The organism is Corynebacterium sp. HMSC064E07 (assembly GCF_001815745.1).
Lineage (GTDB): Bacteria > Actinomycetota > Actinomycetes > Mycobacteriales > Mycobacteriaceae > Corynebacterium > Corynebacterium jeikeium_D.
The window spans coordinates 180826-196661 of sequence record NZ_KV821828.1 but is presented as its reverse complement, the minus strand read 5'-3'; the positions used below and the strand labels follow the sequence as shown (position 1 = coordinate 196661).

Genomic DNA, 15836 nt, shown 5'->3' with positions numbered 1-15836 from the left:
TTTCTTCGATGGATCATTCCAACAGTTAATTAATTCCTACGCTTTTTGACCGCGATTATGACTTTGCCACGCAGGAACAGCCCCAAACGCAATGCCAGTCGCACAGGTGCCAGCGCCGGCCCCGGCAGGCGATCTGACATAAAACGGTATGCCGACTCGTGATGGGCCTTTACGGTAATTTCCGGGTGCTTACTGGCAGAATGCCCCTGCGCGTGACGAATCTCTGCACGGGGACAGAAAATATTGATCCAACCGGCCTTGCCCAGTCGGTCACCCAAATCCACGTCCTCCATGTACATGAAGTAGCGGGTATCAAAGCCATCAATCTGGTCGAACGCATCCCACCGCAGCAGCAGGCATGCGCCCGACAACCATCCCGCCGATCGCTCACGATCCATATCCGTGTCATCCCGGTAGCGCCGTGAGAAAGGGTTAGTAGGCCAGATATCGGCAAGCAGCGCGTGCCCGATACCGCTGACAAGTTTAGGAACCGCGCGTGCCGACGGGTACACGCTGCCATCCGCCTCGCGAATCAGCGGACCAATCGCTCCGGCTTTGGGATTGCGCTGCGCGCATTCCAACAGAATATCGATTGCGCCAGGGGCAAACACCACGTCAGGGTTGACCAGCATGACGTAATCAGGATTGATTTCACCGGCACGGCGAGCCCGCCCCAGCTCCGCAATGCCACGGTTGGCGGCCGCGCCATAGCCAATGTTGCCGCCGGTGCGCAGAAGCTGAACATCCGCTCCGGTCTCCTTGGCCCGAGCTTCTTCCTTCTCCACGGAACCATCCGTCGAGCCGTTGTCGGCCATAATCAGGCGCGTGGAGGCACTGGCGGCGGGGCCCAGCGAATCCACCAGCTTGCTCAGGTGCTCACCGGGCGAAAAGGTCACGGTGACCACACCGAGCGGAAGCTGCGAGGGTTGCGGGGAATTCGAGGTTTCAATCACAAACCTAGACCCTAGGTCAGGACTGCCCGCAAAGTGTCCTGCCACTCCGGAAGCGCATGTAGACCTACCTCACTCCATGCCGAACCATCCAACACGGACCAGGCCGGACGTGGGGCCGGACGTGGGAACTCACTGCTGGTACAAGCCGCCACACGCTGCGGATCGTGACCGGTGAGCCGAAACACTTCGCGAGCCACTTCGAACCATGTCGCCTCACCGCTGCCCGTGACATGGAAGGTGCCGGTCGGTGCGCTGCTCGGTTCGGACAACACACGTTCGGACAATTCCCAGATAGCTCCGGCGAGATCACCGACAAATGTGGGGTTTCCGTGCTGATCGTCAACGACCTTAATAATTGCCGGATTGCCTTTGTCGTCAGTCGCCGTCTCTGCCAGACGCATCATCGTGGAAACGAAGTCCTTGGCCTCCGGCTGTGTGGGCCCCGACCAGACCCACGCCGTGCGCAAAATAGCGAAACGCGCACCCGAATCACGCACATTATTCTCCCCCACTAACTTGGTACGTCCATACATAGTCTGAGGCGCGGTGAAATCATCAACTCGCAGCGCTCGGCGCTGCCCCGTCATCTCATCGATTGCTACATCACCGAAGACATAGTCGGTGGAGATGTGAATGAGATACGCGCCTTCTTTTTTCGCCCGAGCCGCCAAGTACTTCGGTCCAAGTGCATTGATAAGGTGCGCCGAACCGGGATCGGATTCTGCGCCATCGACATCGGTCGCCGCTGCCGCGTTAATGATGATGTCGACGTCGTCAAGCAGAGGCGTTGCCTCCACAGCAGCCGAATCAGTGATATCCAACTGTGCCCGCGTAAGAGCGAGCACCTCAACATCGGCGGCGAAAGAATCACACTGAAGCGCAGTACCCAGCTGTCCCGCCGCGCCAGTTATGGCGACAATGGGACGCCGCGAGTTGCTGTGGGTTGGTCCAGGAGTGGCGAAATGCGAGACTGAAATTTCGGACATATTCTTCTTTATCACTATCGTAGATACGATTGACACTGTGTTGAGGTGTAACCGGATACGGATTGACACTGTGTTGAGGTGCAACCGCACACGGTTGGACGGTTAAGGTTTATGTAGTTTCCGCAGCTGCTTACTGCGCTCCACGATGTGTGGAATGCCCACGCAGACTTGCAGCACAAATTATATTTTCGAAAAACGGTTTAAGAGGAGCCCCGGTTTGAGCAGCCACACGCCACGCGCGCGTCACGCACGCGATATTCAAGCGCCACCGTCCTCTGCAGAGAGTACAGCCCAGGCTTGGCCGCCGATGCTACGCAATGCGCTTGTGCTGCTCTCAGCCATTATCCTGGTTATTTCCGCAGTTGGCTGGTGGACACTTGGTAGAACCACCGACAACTTGGGTTCGGGTGGCGACTTCGGTCTGGGCAGTGAGAAGGACGGTGCAACCGATATTCTGCTCGTCGGCTCCGACTCTCGCACCGATGCCCAGGGCAACCCGCTGACTCCGGAAGAAGTTGAGCTTCTGCGTGCCGGCGACGAAGAAGCCACGAATACAGACACGATTATTGTGATTCGTGTTCCTGCCGATGGTTCTTCAGCGACGGCAATTTCCATTCCGCGCGATACCTATGTCCACACCAATCGCCTAGGCAACACAAAGATTAATGGTGTCTACGGCAACACAAAGCAGATGGTCGAAGAGGAACTCGCAGGAAGCGGCGCCTCGCCGGAAGACATTGAGCGTCGCTCGACCGAGGCCGGACGTAGAGCTCTAATTGAAACCATTAGCGACCTCAGCGGTATCACCGTTGACCACTACGCAGAAGTTGGCCTGCTCGGCTTCGTCCTGCTCACCGACGCCATCGGCGGTGTCGATGTATGTCTGAATGAGGCTGTTTACGACGAGTTCTCTGGTGCGGACTTCCCGGCGGGCTCACAGACGTTGAAGGGTGCCGACGCGCTCTCATTCGTCCGCCAGCGCCACGGCCTGCCCCGCGGTGACCTCGACCGAATTACTCGCCAGCAGGTCTTCATGGCCTCGTTCACCAATAAGCTGCTCGGCGCTGGCACACTGTCCAATCCCGCGAAGCTGTCTGAACTGGGCAACGCTGTCCAGCGCTCAGTGGTGCTCGACGACAACTGGGATGTCACCGGATTTGCTACCCAGATGCAGGGCCTCAGTGGTGGCAACGTGAAGTTTGAAACTATCCCGGTGACCTCGATTGACGGTGTTGGTGACTATGGCGAGTCGGTGGTCACAATCGATAAGGGCCAAGTCCACCAGTACTTCGAGACCCTGCTGGGCACCAAGGAAGAAGAAGCTCCGACGAAGGAAGAAGACGATAAGAAGGCTGACCCCAACGCGGCTGAAACTACAGTCAGCGTTTACAACGCCACAGGCATTGAAGGTTTGGCCAGCGGCGTCTCAGGTTTCTTAACAGAAAAGGGCTACACCCAGGGAGAGGTCGGCAACGCTGAGTTCGCCGGCGTTGCCTCCAGCCAGATCAATGCGGCTGACCCAGAGGATCCGGCAGCTCAGGCCATTTCTGAAGCACTCGGTGGCGTACCGATTGTCCACGATCCATACCTCGATCCGCACCACATCTCAGTGACAATTGCCGGTGACTACGACGGCCCAGGATTGACATCAGAGGGAATGGCCACTGATTCGGGCGACGGTGCCGAACCTGCGCCTGAAGTTGAAGATGGTTCCAATGGCGACATCATCGGCCAAGAGGGCGGCGAAATTCCGCAGGAAGATCGCCCCGCTATTGACGCCGCTGGCGTGACCTGCGTGAACTAGGTCCGCCCCTTCGGGGAGACCTCAGCGACATGTTCGATGAGGTTATATTCCTCAATTGCGGCTAAGGACTCCTTGGCCTCCTGTTCGTCCAGCACGTTCATGATGAACCCGTTCTGGACGAACACCCAATCACCTGCCACCAGCTCAGGCACGTACATTGCCGAGCATTGCCGCTTCTGCCCCGCCATATCCACTGTCGCCATCGGCAGTGGACCATCGGCTATTGCCAAAACCCGGGCAGGAATTCCAAGACACATCGTGTTACTTCGTCCTCTCCGCTACAGTCGGGGCGTCCGCCGAACCACGGCTATCCGTTGTCATATTGTCCGCAGGTGCACCGGCATGTTCCTGCATCGTGAATGTCATCACTCCCGCAGGTGCCGAACTACACGGTAAGCACGGATCAGCGGCCCAGATGGACTTCTCGACCCCCGCAGCCTCTCCGCCGCCGCACAGCTGCTCGGTGAGCATACGAGTCAGCCAGGGTTCGTTCTGCGCAGTTGGTGTCATGATCTGACAATCCGTGATGATGCCGTCAGCCCCTGCCGTATAGCGATGCACTAACAGCCCGCGCGGCCCGTCAATCATCCCGACACCACTGCGATGCCCTTCAAAGTCAGCATTCTCAATCGCTGTCGCAGCATTCGGATCGCACACATGCTCGCCGAGCAGTTCCCCGTCGGAAAGCACCCGCCTCGCCCAAGCCACGGTGTCAGCGAGAAGCTGGCGTTGGGCGTCGCGTGGGCTCACCCCACGCTTATCGACGACAACCTGTCTGGAGACCGGCCCCACCCGGTAGAAATCGGCCCGCTGACCTTCACAGCCATGCTTGCCCAACTCCTTCGAGGCATCAAACACCGGTCTGGGAGCGGCATCGCCCGGACGGGATTCACGAACGCGTGTGGGCCAATCAGCAGCCGGGAAAATCTCCGCCGCGGTATCGGTGTCATGCCGCGCGACTGCGAGGTAATTTCCCAGCGGCGCAAGCTCACCGTCGGCATCGACAACTGCCACGTCGAGGCCGTCAAAAGTATCCGTCCAAGCATCAGGGGCATCGGGAGTGGGAAGAAGCTCCACTTCCTTGATTACCGCCGTCTCAGCCAGTACCTCCAGAGCAGTTTCTGCCTCAGAAACCAGCGTCTTATCCACTGTCGCGCGCACACCGCCGGGGACGGCGACATCCGGGAAGTGCGACGGTGCCCCCGCTGCACGCATCAGAGCTTTTCCGGCACGCTTCATTGCCCGCGCCCCCTCGCGGTCGACGGCCACAAATTTGGTCGCTAGATTATCCAAGGTCGACCCGGCCGCCAGCAGCTCTCGAATCAACTGTGCGGTTCGAGGAATGTCGAAGACCCCGTAAAGGTCCTCTACCGCCCGCACGCCTGCAAGATGATGCACAACCGGGCACAGGCCACACAGCCGCTTGGTGATATCTGGTACAGCCAGCGCCTGCTTGCCCACGAGCATCCCGTCGATACGCGGCAGCCCTGAAAGGTCGAAGGACACCTGTGTGATGGCGCCGTTGTCATCGCGATAGACATCCAGTCGTGCCTCGAATGGGTCAACAAGCTCATCGAGCTGGATGTGCTGGGTAACCGGAACGGATTTGGATGACATGGTCCGCCTGCGCCTCCTTCGCGCTGAGTGCTTCGCCATAATGGTATCTGTGCATGAGCTTGGATTGTTGACCAGCGTGGTGGAAAAGATTGCCGAGGTCTGCCCGGGACGTACCGTGACAAAGGTGTCAATGCGTGTGGGCGACCGCTCCGGGGTCGTCTACGATTCCCTCATCGCCGCATGGCCTGTGGCCAGTGCCGCGACGCAGTGTGAGGGCGCCGAGTTAGATGCCGAGCTCATTGTCTCGACGGTCTACTGCCCCACCTGCGAGGCTGAGCATGAAATTGATGAATTCTATGCTCTAACCTGCCCTGTCTGCGGCACCCCAACTGCGGATTTGCGGCACGGCCGCGAGTTTGAAATCTCCAGTATTGAGGTCAGCGCTGAGGGCGAGGGTTAGACGTCACTGTCGCGCTCGTCGGCAAGCCAGCTGTCGATGAGCTCGCGCGCAACCTCAGTCGCCTCCTCAATGCCGCCAAGTGCCGTGTTGCTGAGCCCCACCACCATGTCGGCAGACTCGTAGACCACTCCCACCACACCGACGCGCTCAGGCTCCTGCCCCAGCAGTCGCGCCGCGGTGAGCAAATCCAGCAAGCCGACCTGATGCGCGGACAGCTTTGCCGCCAATAGTCTAGGGATCTGGTCACCGACGAGCTTGACGACGGTACCGGGATCCCCCGGACCAGCGAGAGCGTCGAGCAACAATAGGTTCTTGGCCTCCTGCACGATGGGCAGCAACTCCATACCGCAGGTGCCACCATCGATGTAGGCAACCGCACCCGTCCATTCGTCCCCTCGCCCGGCGAGGTTCGCAGGATCATCGAGGTTGGAGGGCGACCAGACCAGATGCGCAGAATCCCCGGCCTGCGTTGTCTGCCCCATGCCTGCAGATTCCAGTTCTGGGGCAAGGCGCCTCAGCAGCTCGAGACCAATGCCGTCGTCGCCCATGACGGGGTTGCCGATGCCAAGAACCGTCACCAACGGAGTGCCAGCATCAGCACCGGTGACTGCGTCGGACACCTTATCGTTACCCAATGATCTCCTATCCAATGCGTGGAGAGTCAACCGGTTGCGTGCCGCGCGGTAGCCAGACAGAGCCACCAATCATCGAGGACAGACCACCGTGGTTGTGTACCGCATCAGAGCGGATAACCAGGTAGACGTGAATGATGGCGAAGAGCCAAATCAGGTACATGATGATTGTGTGAATCAGGCGGAAGTAGCCGATGCCAATCCAGTGCGTGGGCATAGCCAACAGCTGGAAGAACCAGTTGGACTGGTCCATCATCGCGTATAGCGACAAACCTGTGAGCATCTGGATGAAACACATCGCGTAAATGCCGGTGTACGCCAGCTGCTGCAGCGGATTGTGTGCGAAGTAGAACGGCCCTTCCTTGCGCAGGAAGAGGTAGTACTGCATCGTGTGCCAGAGGTCTTTAACATCCTGCTTGTTATAAATCGGCCATAGCGCACGCCATCGTGTTTGTCGGTCGTGGGTAACAAACAGCAGAATGACACGCCATAGCCCCACCGCGATCCATAGGAATCCGGCTAAGAAGTGCGCGAAACGGACATATCCCATCGCGAATCCCGCGGCCGAGCCGTCATAGGTGCGCTCAGTCAAATAGGGCTGCATGATGTACCAGCCAGTAAAGGTCATCACCAACATCAGCGCCAGGTTCAACCAATGTTGAACGCGCAGCGCCCATCCCCACAGGTGAACCTCGACCCACGAACCGGAGCCCTTCTTGTTCTCCGCAATGGCCTCGTCGAGTTTCCGCAGCCCCATTGCCACGAATCCTTCGAAGATGAACTCTCCGATGATATTTCCGTCTTTGTCAATGGGCGCAAGCGCGACGCCCATGCTGCGGTGCCCGCGACCATGATGCATGTTCGCGTTACGACGAAGTAGAACGCCTTCCTCACGGGACATCGTGGATGCCTCAACGACCGCATTCAATTCACCGCGCATGATGGCGACATCGACCGTTTGATCCGCAATGTTGAGGCCGTGCACCTTGGCAATGGAGTAACGGCGGTCAGGCGTCGCCGGGTCGTAGGAATCCGGGGTCAGTTTCATCAGTGGCGTGCCGTCGAGGTGGAAAAGATCGTCACGACGACGACGCAAGCTGACCTTTAGCGCAAGGTCGACAGGATCGCGGGAGTCGTCCGGGACAATTGCTGCGGCCTGAATGACCTCGGATGGCGACAACCAGTGGCTGGTGTGTGCGTCAATAACCGCAATAACCAGGGGGTTGCCCTTGGAATCTTTTAGTCGCAGTTCCGGATTTTCACTCACTGGGGGTGTCATGCCGTCGTCACCTTAAACATTTCCTGACCAGCCGGATCCAAAATGTGGACTGCGCAGGCCATACATGGATCGAAGGAATGAATCGTGCGAAGTGGTTCAAGCGGCTGCTCGGGATCAACCAGCGGATGTGTGCCATCGCCAGCCAGCGCGTGCTCGTATGGGCCAAGCTGCCCCTTCGGGTCACGGCCACCGGCCAGCCACGTGGTGGGAACCACGGCTTGGTAGTTGGTCACCTTGCCATTTTCAATTTTGACCCAGTGGCTGAGCATGCCACGAGCGACCTCGAGGAAGCCCACGCCCTGGCACTTTTCCGGCCACGTGGTCGGCTCCCAACAGCTGTTGTCGAAGACATCGATGTCGCCGTTCTTCAGGGCCTCAACGAACTCCGGGAAAATGTGATCTGCCAAGTAATTGGCGGTGGTCACAGACTCCACAGCACGTGCGTAGGTGCGTCCCGCAGTGGAGTTCATCTGCTCAATGCGCAGGTCGAGCTTATCCATGACCTCGTCGACCAGGCGCATTGTCTCCGGCTCCTTCTGCAGGTATGCCAACAGCACACGAGCAACCGGGCCAACTTGAACAGCGCGACCGTCGTAACGCGGCGCCTTCGACCAGGTGTACTTTTCATTGTCCGACAACCACTCGTACGGCGGCTTCGGGCCGGTGTAGTTCACAGTTGTTTCGCCGTCATACGGCTTGAGGCCGACATCATCGCCGGCTTCCTGCGTATACCAGGCGGAGTTGATGAATTCCTCGATCTTTTCCGGCTGGAATGGGTGGAGCTTGGTGTAGTCACCGTCGAGAATGACACCGGGCTTGATGTCTGGATGCACGGTCTGGACACGGGACTTAGCCGGGTCGCCGGAGTAAGTGGCGCCGGCCATGCCTACCGCCAGGAAGCTGTCGGAGGAGCGACCGATGTCGAAGTAGTCCTTGTAAACGCTCATGATGGCGACTGCATCTGGGTAGAAGCAGTCATTGACGAACTCCACGATCTCGTCGATCCAGGACTTGATCTGATCAATGCCGACTTGGTTGACAGTCTCCGAGCGTTCCGGGTCGATGGAGCACGCCATGCCTCCGACCAGGAAGTTCGGGTGTGGGTTCTTACCGCCGAAGACGGTGTTAATGCGGATGATAGAGCGCTGGAAAGCCAAGGCGTCGAGGTAGTGCGACACTGCCATCAGGTTGGCCTCGGGCGGCAAGCGGTAGTCCTCATGTCCCCAGTAGCCGCCGGTGAAGATGGACAGCTGGCCGGAGTCCACAATGCCCTGCACGGTCTCCTTGACCCGGGCGAAGGTTTCTTCGTTATTGCCCTTCCACGTCGAACCGATCGACTGCGCGAACTCAACGGTCTTCTTCGGATCGGCCTCGAGAACCTTCGTGACATCAATCCAGTCCAGACCGTGAAGATGGTAGAAATGCACGACGTGGTCGTGAATCTCCTGCGAGCCAATCACCAGGTCGCGAATACGACGTGCCTGCGGGGGCGGTGTCGAGCCAATGGCATCTTCGACAGCGGCAATGGACGCCACCGAGTGAGTACCCGTGCACACACCACAGATACGACCAACGAATGCCCAGACATCGCGAGGATCGCGGTTTTTCACAATGGTTTCGATACCGCGGAACTGAGTAGTCTCACTCCACGCGGTTTTGATCTGGTCTCCCTCGCGTTCCAGCTCAATGCGAAGGTGTCCCTCGATTCGGGTAATCGGGTCGATTACAACTTTTTCCGTAGCCATGTCCTATGCCCCCTTAGTTGTCCTTCGAATCGGATGCTGTCTCGCTCTGCGTGCCTGGTGCGTTTGAAGGAAGGTCGACCATCGGTGGCTTCCGGCCTTCCACACCACCAAACGCAGCCAACACCTTTTCTTCGCCGTTGGAGCGCCTTATCTTCAGTTCCTTCACCAATGTGAGTCCGCCATGGACCGCGGCACCCGCGGCAGTGGCAGCCAGCAGTCCAACGCCGACCTTGTTCACGCTGGACTCCACTCCAATACCCGGGATTCCCGGCAGCTTGTCGTAGAACGGAGTGAACTGGTCGAAGAAGTCCTTCTCAGTACAGCCAATACATGGGTGACCAGCACCGATTGGCCAACCGGACTTAAGGTTCCACTGCACGATTGGGCATGGGCTAAACGTGGATGGCCCCTTACAGCCGACCTCGTAAAGGCACCAACCGTTGCGTGCGCCCTCGTCGTCGAAGGTTTTCACGAACTGACCGGCATCGTAATGCGCACGACGCGGGCAGGAGTCGTGAATACGCTGGTCATAGGCAAACTTTGGCCGCCCCTCAGCGTCGACCTCCGGTGTCTTGCCATAAGTGAGTACGTACGTCAGGGTGGCCGTAATCACCTCACCAATCGGCGGACAACCAGAGACGTTAATCACCGGCTTGCCCTTGATAATCTCATCGACACCCTTGGCACCGGTCGGATTCGGCTTAGCAGCCTGGACAGAACCCCAGACTGCGCAGGCACCAACGGCCAGGATTGCCGTGGCCTTCTCAGCAGCCTCGAGCAGCACCTGTTCTGCCGACTTACCGCCAATGGTGCAGTACGCACCGTTCTCGCCGGTCGGAATCGAGCCATTGACCACCAGAATGTGATCCTCGGCATTCATGTCGTCCAAAGCCTTTTCAGCCGCATGCCCGGACGGTGCCATGAGCAGCTCGTTGTAGTCCATCGAAACCAGGTTCAGCACCACATCTTCAGCAGTGGTGCCTCCGGAACGCAATACGGATTCCATACATCCGGTACATTCCTGCAACTGCAGCCAAGCCACCTTCGGCTTCTTTACAGCCGAGAGCTTATCTGCGATTTCCTCCGCCGAGGGAGTCAGTGACTGCGCCGCAGCCTCACCGACATTCGGAGTTCCGGCGGCAAAAATTGCCGCCATAGTGCCACAAAACTTCATGAAACTGCGCCGTGAGACACCAGCTCTAGCGAGGTTTTCGCCGAGGGTCCCTTCCTGCCAATTCGCGCCACTAATCATTTTTTCGCTGCGCCTTCTGCTTAGTTATTAGGAATATTGGTTTCGAGGTTTTACAACTACCCAGGCCCATTGCCTATACATGGCCAAGTATAGCGACCTAAGAACAACCTGAATAATGGCGCTGCGCTGCGGTTATAACAAAATAATATGCAAGATAAATGTTGCGTAAATATAGCTCCAGGTACAGGTAATGAACGTGAAAAACCGCCGCAGATTACAGCGGGATATCACCTATCCCCCACTAAGGTGGAGCGAAGCGAGGGGGCAGCGGGGCCGTCGTCAAGCATGCCGTGCTGCCCCCATTGCTTCACGACGGCCCCCGGCGCGCGCTTAATCAACCAGCGCAGGGTTGACCCAACGGAGCCATTCGTCGATGCCCTCCCCGGTCTTAGCGGAGACCTCAATCACCTTCACGCCTGGATTGACCTTTTCCAGGTTGGCGCGGAAGAGCTCCATGTCGAAGTCAAGGTACGGGGCAAGGTCCATCTTGTTGATAACCACTACCTGCACAGAGCGGAACATCACCGGGTACTTGACCGGCTTATCCTCCCCCTCGGTGATGGAGTAGACCATTGCCTTGCGAGTCTCACCGACCTCAAACTCAGCCGGACAGACAAGGTTTCCCACATTTTCAATCATGACCAGGTCAAGCGTGGCCAAATCCAGCCCCTCGAGCGCGCGGGAGACCATCGGGGCGTCCAAGTGGCATTCACCACCGAATCCGTTGCCCGTGTTCAGCAGCGAAATCTGTGCCCCGTAGCCCTCCAAGCGGTCGGCATCGAGAGCCGTCTCAATATCGCCCTCGATAATGCCGACGCGCAGCTTTCCCTGCGCAGCCGCCAGTGTCTTCTCCAACAGCGCAGTCTTGCCTGAGCCCGGGGAGCTCATCAGGTTGATGGCTTCCACGCCATGTTCAGCAAGCAGCTCGCGATTGTGCTCCGCGCGATGGTCGTTTTCGCTGAAGATGTCCTCGAGGATGGTCACGCGTTCCACGCCGGTTTCATAACCCGAATGGTCGCCGTGGCTAGTGTCATCGGGATCGGCGAGATGAACGTGGTCATGGCCGTGATGGTGGTCATGGTCGTGGTCATGATGATGGTGGTGATGGTGGTGTGCGTCATCGCCGTCATGCCGGTGGAAACGTCCCATGATAAAACCGTCTTTCCTACTTGTGCGTGTCGACGTCGATGTCGACGATTGTGAACTCTTCCCCCGAGATTACGCGTCCTGGCTTTCCGCACGTGGGGCACAGCAGGCCGTCGAGTGGCCCCACCTGTTCGCGATGCCCGTGCGCGCATTCGACAACCGCAGGTACCCAGTCAATATCCAATTTCGCGTCCCTCAAACCGGTATCGCGACTGACGAAATCCCACGCGTATGAAAGGGTTTCTGGCACAACCTGCCGTAGAGCGCCTATCCGCAGGTGCACAGTGCGTACAGTTCGACCTTCGGCTGCTCTCGTGACAACCTTCGCCAACTGCATGCTCAACGCTACTTCGTGCACAATCTCCAAACTAGCAGTGCGAACGGACCCGAGCCGCTTACGTAAAGTTGAATGTATGGAAAAGGCAGGCACGACCGGGGCGGGGATGGGTACGAGCATTCAACGCATTCGCTGGCGTATCGAAGGTATCGTCCAGGGGGTCGGATTCCGCCCTTTTGTCGCCACCATCGCCCGGCGCGCGGGTCTCGTCGGCTTCTGTGGCAACGATGAGCAGGGCGTATTCATCGAGGTAGAAGGAACGTCGGACGCCCTCGCTGCCTTCCGCAGCCAGCTTTTCACCGAACTGCCGGCGCTTGCCCGCATCATCAATCACTCCGCCGAGCACATCGCGACACTGGGCCATGAGCGCGAGTTCACCATCGTGCCCTCTCGCCACAGCTACTCCGGCCGCGCACTGCTTCCGCCCGACACTGCACTGTGCCCGGACTGCCGCCGTGAGTTTTTCGACCCTACCAACCCGCGCTACCTCTACCCTTTCATCTCCTGCACCAACTGCGGACCGCGCCTGTCCATCATCACTGAACTGCCCTACGACCGCCCGCGCACCACTATGGCGGCCTTTCCGATGTGCACCCCGTGCGAGCGCGAGTACACCGACCCCACCGACCGCCGCTATCACGCTCAGCCAATCAGCTGCTTCGACTGTGGCCCGCGTCTGAGCTGGCACGATGCAGGCGGCACCATCACCGCCACCTCCCGCGAGGAGGTTCTCGCGCTCTTTCGTCGCGCACACGCACTGCTTGACGACGGCGCCCTGCTCGCCGTCAAAGGTATTGGTGGTTTTCACCTGGTCTGCGATGCCACCAATGACGCTGCCTGCGAGAAACTACGGATGCGCAAACGTCGACCCGACAAACCGTTGGCGGTAATGGCCCCCACTGTTGACACCGCTGCCCAACTGGTTGAGTTAACTGAGCAGGAGAAGCGTTTCCTCGACTCCCCTGAGGCACCGATTGTGATTGCACCGAAGCAGCGGTCGGGGCCGCTTTCCAATCTCATCGCACCGGGCCTCGACAGCTTCGGGATTATGCTTCCGTACTCAGGCATTCACCTGCTACTTTGCGATCGCCCGCTCGTGGTCACCAGCGACAACCTCAGTGGCGAGCCCGTGTGTACCGACAATGTCGATGCGCTGAAGAAACTCGGTCACATCGCCGACGCTTTCATCCTCCACGACCGCGAAATCCACGTACCCGTTGAAGATTCGGTTTTCATCGGCACCGCCCCATCACGCCGGTCCCGCGGCTTCGCTCCCGTCCCCGTTTCAATCACGCCCACCGATTCTCGTAGCCACACTGGCCCTGGCCCTGGCACTGACACTGGCCCTGGCACCAGCGCCCGGAACACGTCCCAACCCACCATTTTCGCGACCGGCGGAGAGCTGAAGAACACTTTCGCTATCGCGCATGGGGACCTCGCTCACGTCTCCGCGCACATTGGCGACATGGGTTCGTGGGCCAGTCAGAAGGCCTTCCAGAGAGCAGTTGACCAGCTGCTTTCCATGCGTGACGCGACCCCGGAGCTTGTCGTCTGCGATCTGCATCCGGACTACGCCACTACCGCCTTCGCCGAACGCTTCGCCGCCGAGCACGACATCGAGCTGCTCGCGGTTCAACACCACTTCGCCCACGCGCTTTCCCTACTCGCCGAGCACCGTCTCCTTTCCCTGAACGCGGGCCGTGCCGTCGTCGCCACCCTCGACGGCACCGGCTACGGCACTGATGGCACCATCTGGGGCGGCGAGATCCTCACGCTCAGTCGCAGTTCCGCAAACTGGGAACGCACCTGGCACTGCCCCACTTTCCCGTTGGTCGGTGGAGATCGCGCCGTCACGCACCCGTGGAGGCTCGCCCTCGGTCTCACTCACGCATGGGAGCTTCACGACGACCACCTTGTGCGCAACCTCTCCAACGAGCGCGAAGTAGCCCTGGTTAAAAGCCAGTTGGCGACGGGAGTTGGCACAGTGCAAACTTCATCTCTCGGCCGCATATTCGATGCCGCCGCAGCACTGCTGCTTCCTCGCTGGCGCGGTGGCGGAGCCATCAGCTACGAGGCGCAAGCGGCCATGGAGTTGGAGGCAGCGGCGACTCGCTACGTGAGGTCACATGCGGAAGCGCTTGAAGCGGTCAGTTCAGAGACCAAGCCAGTGCCCTTCCAGGACGCCATTCGGGAGGCGGTAGCATCGCCTGACGCTGAGCAGGCCGCATTTGTGTTTCACGGTGGGGTCGCGGGTGTCGTCGGCAAGCGATTGGTGCAGGCTGCGGAGGAAGCCGGCACCGATGTTGTCGGCGTCAGCGGGGGTTGCGCGAATAATGCGCTGTTGATGGAGCTGCTGCGGCGCGAAGTTGCAGCTGAGGGCTTTACTCTGTTGCAGCATCAAATTGTGCCACCGGGCGATGGCGGCTTGAGTCTTGGTCAGGCGGTGGCCGGCCGCCTGCTGGCGGCAACGGGCATGGATGTCTAGCAGATGCGCGGCAGCGGGTCGCCGACCAACATGTCCACCATGCGGGTGCCACCGAATCCGGTGACCAGTACCACGGAAGCGGCGGGCTCGTCCTCGATGGAGCCGATATCACAAGCCTCGGAAGCCCCGGCTGCGTGGAGCGCACTGAGCGCTGCCTCGGATTGCCCGGCGGGGACAACGGCGACGAAGGTGCCTTCATTGGCGACGTAGAGCGGATCTATGCCGAGCATGTCACAGGCGCCACGGGTCATTTCACGGACCGCAATGGAATCGTCGTCAAGTACGACACCAAGACCGGTGCCACGGGCGAGCTCGTTGGCGACCGTGCCGAGGCCGCCACGAGTGGCATCGCGCATCCAGCGAGTGCCGGGGGCAGCTTCAAGTAGTGCCTCGACCAGGCCGTTGACGGCACGGGTATCGGACTCGATAGGCGCGGCCAGAGCCAAGTCGCCGCGGGCGAGCATGACGGCCATGCCGTGATCGGCGATTGGACCGGAGACGAGGATGCGGTCTCCGGCCTCGATGTTTGCGTAGACAGATCCTTTCGTAGCGGCACCGGCGTAGTCGCCGCGGACCACGCCCATCCCGGCCGTGGTGATGTAGACCTGGTCACCTGCGCCCTTCGGCACAACCTTGGTGTCGCCGGCGACGATGCTCACCCCTGCGGCATCGGCAGCGACGCGCATACTCGCCACAATGCGGCGCAGAGTCGCAATCTCCAGCCCCTCTTCCAGAATGAACGATGCGGTCAGCGCCAGGGGCCTGGCTCCAGCTACCGCCAGATCGTTAATCGTGCCGTTGACGGCCAAATCCCCGATGTCGCCGCCCGGGAACTCGATGGGATTGACCACATAGGAGTCGGTGGACATTGCCAACCGCGCCCCACCATGTGCAGAAGCTGCCGCAGCCTCGACGACGGCTTCGGCAGCGAACAGCCCGGAGTCGCCACCCTGCCCTAAAATTTCATTGCCATAGGCGTCGAAAAAGACCTGTTCAACCAGAGCTGCGGAGGCCTTTCCACCGGAGCCGTGTTGCAAGGTGACGTAATCGTCGAGAAGCCTGAACGGACGTGCCCGAACGCGACCAATATTGGTGTTTACCTTGGCTTCGTTGGTGTTCAGACGATTCTTCGGCTGCATGCTCACTATCCCTAACTTCACAGCTGGTGGCGGACAAAACTGCTTGCGTCACTCGTCCTTC

14 protein-coding genes are annotated in these 15836 nt (G+C 59.4%); 3 read left to right on the top strand and 11 right to left on the bottom strand.

Features of this window, described 5'->3' with window-relative positions; translation table 11 throughout:
* Positions 1-29 precede the first annotated feature (29 nt).
* Together HMPREF3053_RS09450 and rfbD are read right to left on the bottom strand one after the other, a co-directional pair.
* Complete coding sequence (locus tag HMPREF3053_RS09450) at positions 30-953, bottom strand: glycosyltransferase family 2 protein (protein WP_070767613.1); 924 nt, start codon at positions 951-953, stop codon at positions 30-32.
* A gap of 11 nt (positions 954-964) precedes the next feature.
* Entirely contained in the window at positions 965-1939 is a 975-nt protein-coding gene (rfbD, locus tag HMPREF3053_RS09445) for a dTDP-4-dehydrorhamnose reductase (protein WP_070642938.1), read from the bottom strand.
* 217 nt (positions 1940-2156) lie between these two features.
* Between rfbD and HMPREF3053_RS09440 the strand changes: the two genes are divergently transcribed.
* On the top strand, positions 2157-3743 hold the full coding sequence (locus HMPREF3053_RS09440; protein WP_049172784.1) for an LCP family protein: 1587 nt from the start codon (positions 2157-2159) through the stop codon (positions 3741-3743).
* Here HMPREF3053_RS09440 and HMPREF3053_RS09435 read toward each other — a convergent pair.
* Together HMPREF3053_RS09435 and HMPREF3053_RS09430 are read right to left on the bottom strand one after the other, a co-directional pair.
* Positions 3740-4000, bottom strand: coding sequence for a HypC/HybG/HupF family hydrogenase formation chaperone (locus HMPREF3053_RS09435; RefSeq protein ID WP_049172782.1), 261 nt, complete (start codon positions 3998-4000; stop codon positions 3740-3742). The genes HMPREF3053_RS09440 and HMPREF3053_RS09435 overlap by 4 nt on opposite strands.
* Before the next feature lie 4 nt (positions 4001-4004).
* Complete coding sequence (locus HMPREF3053_RS09430; RefSeq protein ID WP_049172780.1) at positions 4005-5360, bottom strand: nickel-dependent hydrogenase large subunit; 1356 nt, start codon at positions 5358-5360, stop codon at positions 4005-4007.
* A gap of 40 nt (positions 5361-5400) precedes the next feature.
* Between HMPREF3053_RS09430 and HMPREF3053_RS09425 the strand changes: the two genes are divergently transcribed.
* Positions 5401-5760, top strand: coding sequence for a hydrogenase maturation nickel metallochaperone HypA/HybF (locus tag HMPREF3053_RS09425; protein ID WP_172954599.1), 360 nt, complete (start codon positions 5401-5403; stop codon positions 5758-5760).
* On the opposite strand, the gene HMPREF3053_RS09420 is transcribed toward HMPREF3053_RS09425, so the two are convergent.
* The 6 genes from HMPREF3053_RS09420 to HMPREF3053_RS09395 all read right to left on the bottom strand — a co-directional run bounded on the left by HMPREF3053_RS09420 (position 5757) and on the right by HMPREF3053_RS09395 (position 12172).
* The gene (locus tag HMPREF3053_RS09420; RefSeq protein ID WP_049191165.1) at positions 5757-6341 is read right to left on the bottom strand and encodes a hydrogenase maturation protease; all 585 of its coding nucleotides are present in this window, start codon (positions 6339-6341) and stop codon (positions 5757-5759) included. The two genes, HMPREF3053_RS09425 and HMPREF3053_RS09420, sit on opposite strands and share 4 nt — an antisense overlap.
* A gap of 61 nt (positions 6342-6402) precedes the next feature.
* Positions 6403-7671: a Ni/Fe-hydrogenase, b-type cytochrome subunit gene (gene cybH / locus HMPREF3053_RS09415; RefSeq protein ID WP_016422187.1), complete on the bottom strand. Its 1269-nt coding sequence runs from the start codon at positions 7669-7671 to the stop codon at positions 6403-6405.
* Positions 7668-9416, bottom strand: coding sequence for a nickel-dependent hydrogenase large subunit (locus HMPREF3053_RS09410; protein WP_070767612.1), 1749 nt, complete (start codon positions 9414-9416; stop codon positions 7668-7670). The genes cybH and HMPREF3053_RS09410 overlap by 4 nt, the downstream gene beginning before the upstream one ends.
* Before the next feature lie 13 nt (positions 9417-9429).
* Positions 9430-10668 (bottom strand): hydrogenase small subunit, encoded by a 1239-nt coding sequence (locus tag HMPREF3053_RS09405; protein ID WP_070549734.1) that lies wholly within the window; start codon positions 10666-10668, stop codon positions 9430-9432.
* A 330-nt stretch (positions 10669-10998) separates the two neighbouring features.
* Positions 10999-11817: a hydrogenase nickel incorporation protein HypB gene (gene hypB, locus HMPREF3053_RS09400; RefSeq protein ID WP_070566216.1), complete on the bottom strand. Its 819-nt coding sequence runs from the start codon at positions 11815-11817 to the stop codon at positions 10999-11001.
* 16 nt (positions 11818-11833) lie between these two features.
* Positions 11834-12172 (bottom strand): hydrogenase maturation nickel metallochaperone HypA, encoded by a 339-nt coding sequence (locus HMPREF3053_RS09395; protein WP_070566214.1) that lies wholly within the window; start codon positions 12170-12172, stop codon positions 11834-11836.
* Between the two features lie 55 nt (positions 12173-12227).
* Between HMPREF3053_RS09395 and HMPREF3053_RS09390 the strand changes: the two genes are divergently transcribed.
* Entirely contained in the window at positions 12228-14636 is a 2409-nt protein-coding gene (locus HMPREF3053_RS09390; RefSeq protein WP_083317240.1) for a carbamoyltransferase HypF, read from the top strand.
* Here the strand turns inward: HMPREF3053_RS09390 and hypE are convergent.
* Complete coding sequence (gene hypE / locus HMPREF3053_RS09385; protein ID WP_049172775.1) at positions 14633-15775, bottom strand: hydrogenase expression/formation protein HypE; 1143 nt, start codon at positions 15773-15775, stop codon at positions 14633-14635. The two genes, HMPREF3053_RS09390 and hypE, sit on opposite strands and share 4 nt — an antisense overlap.
* Positions 15776-15836 lie beyond the last annotated feature (61 nt).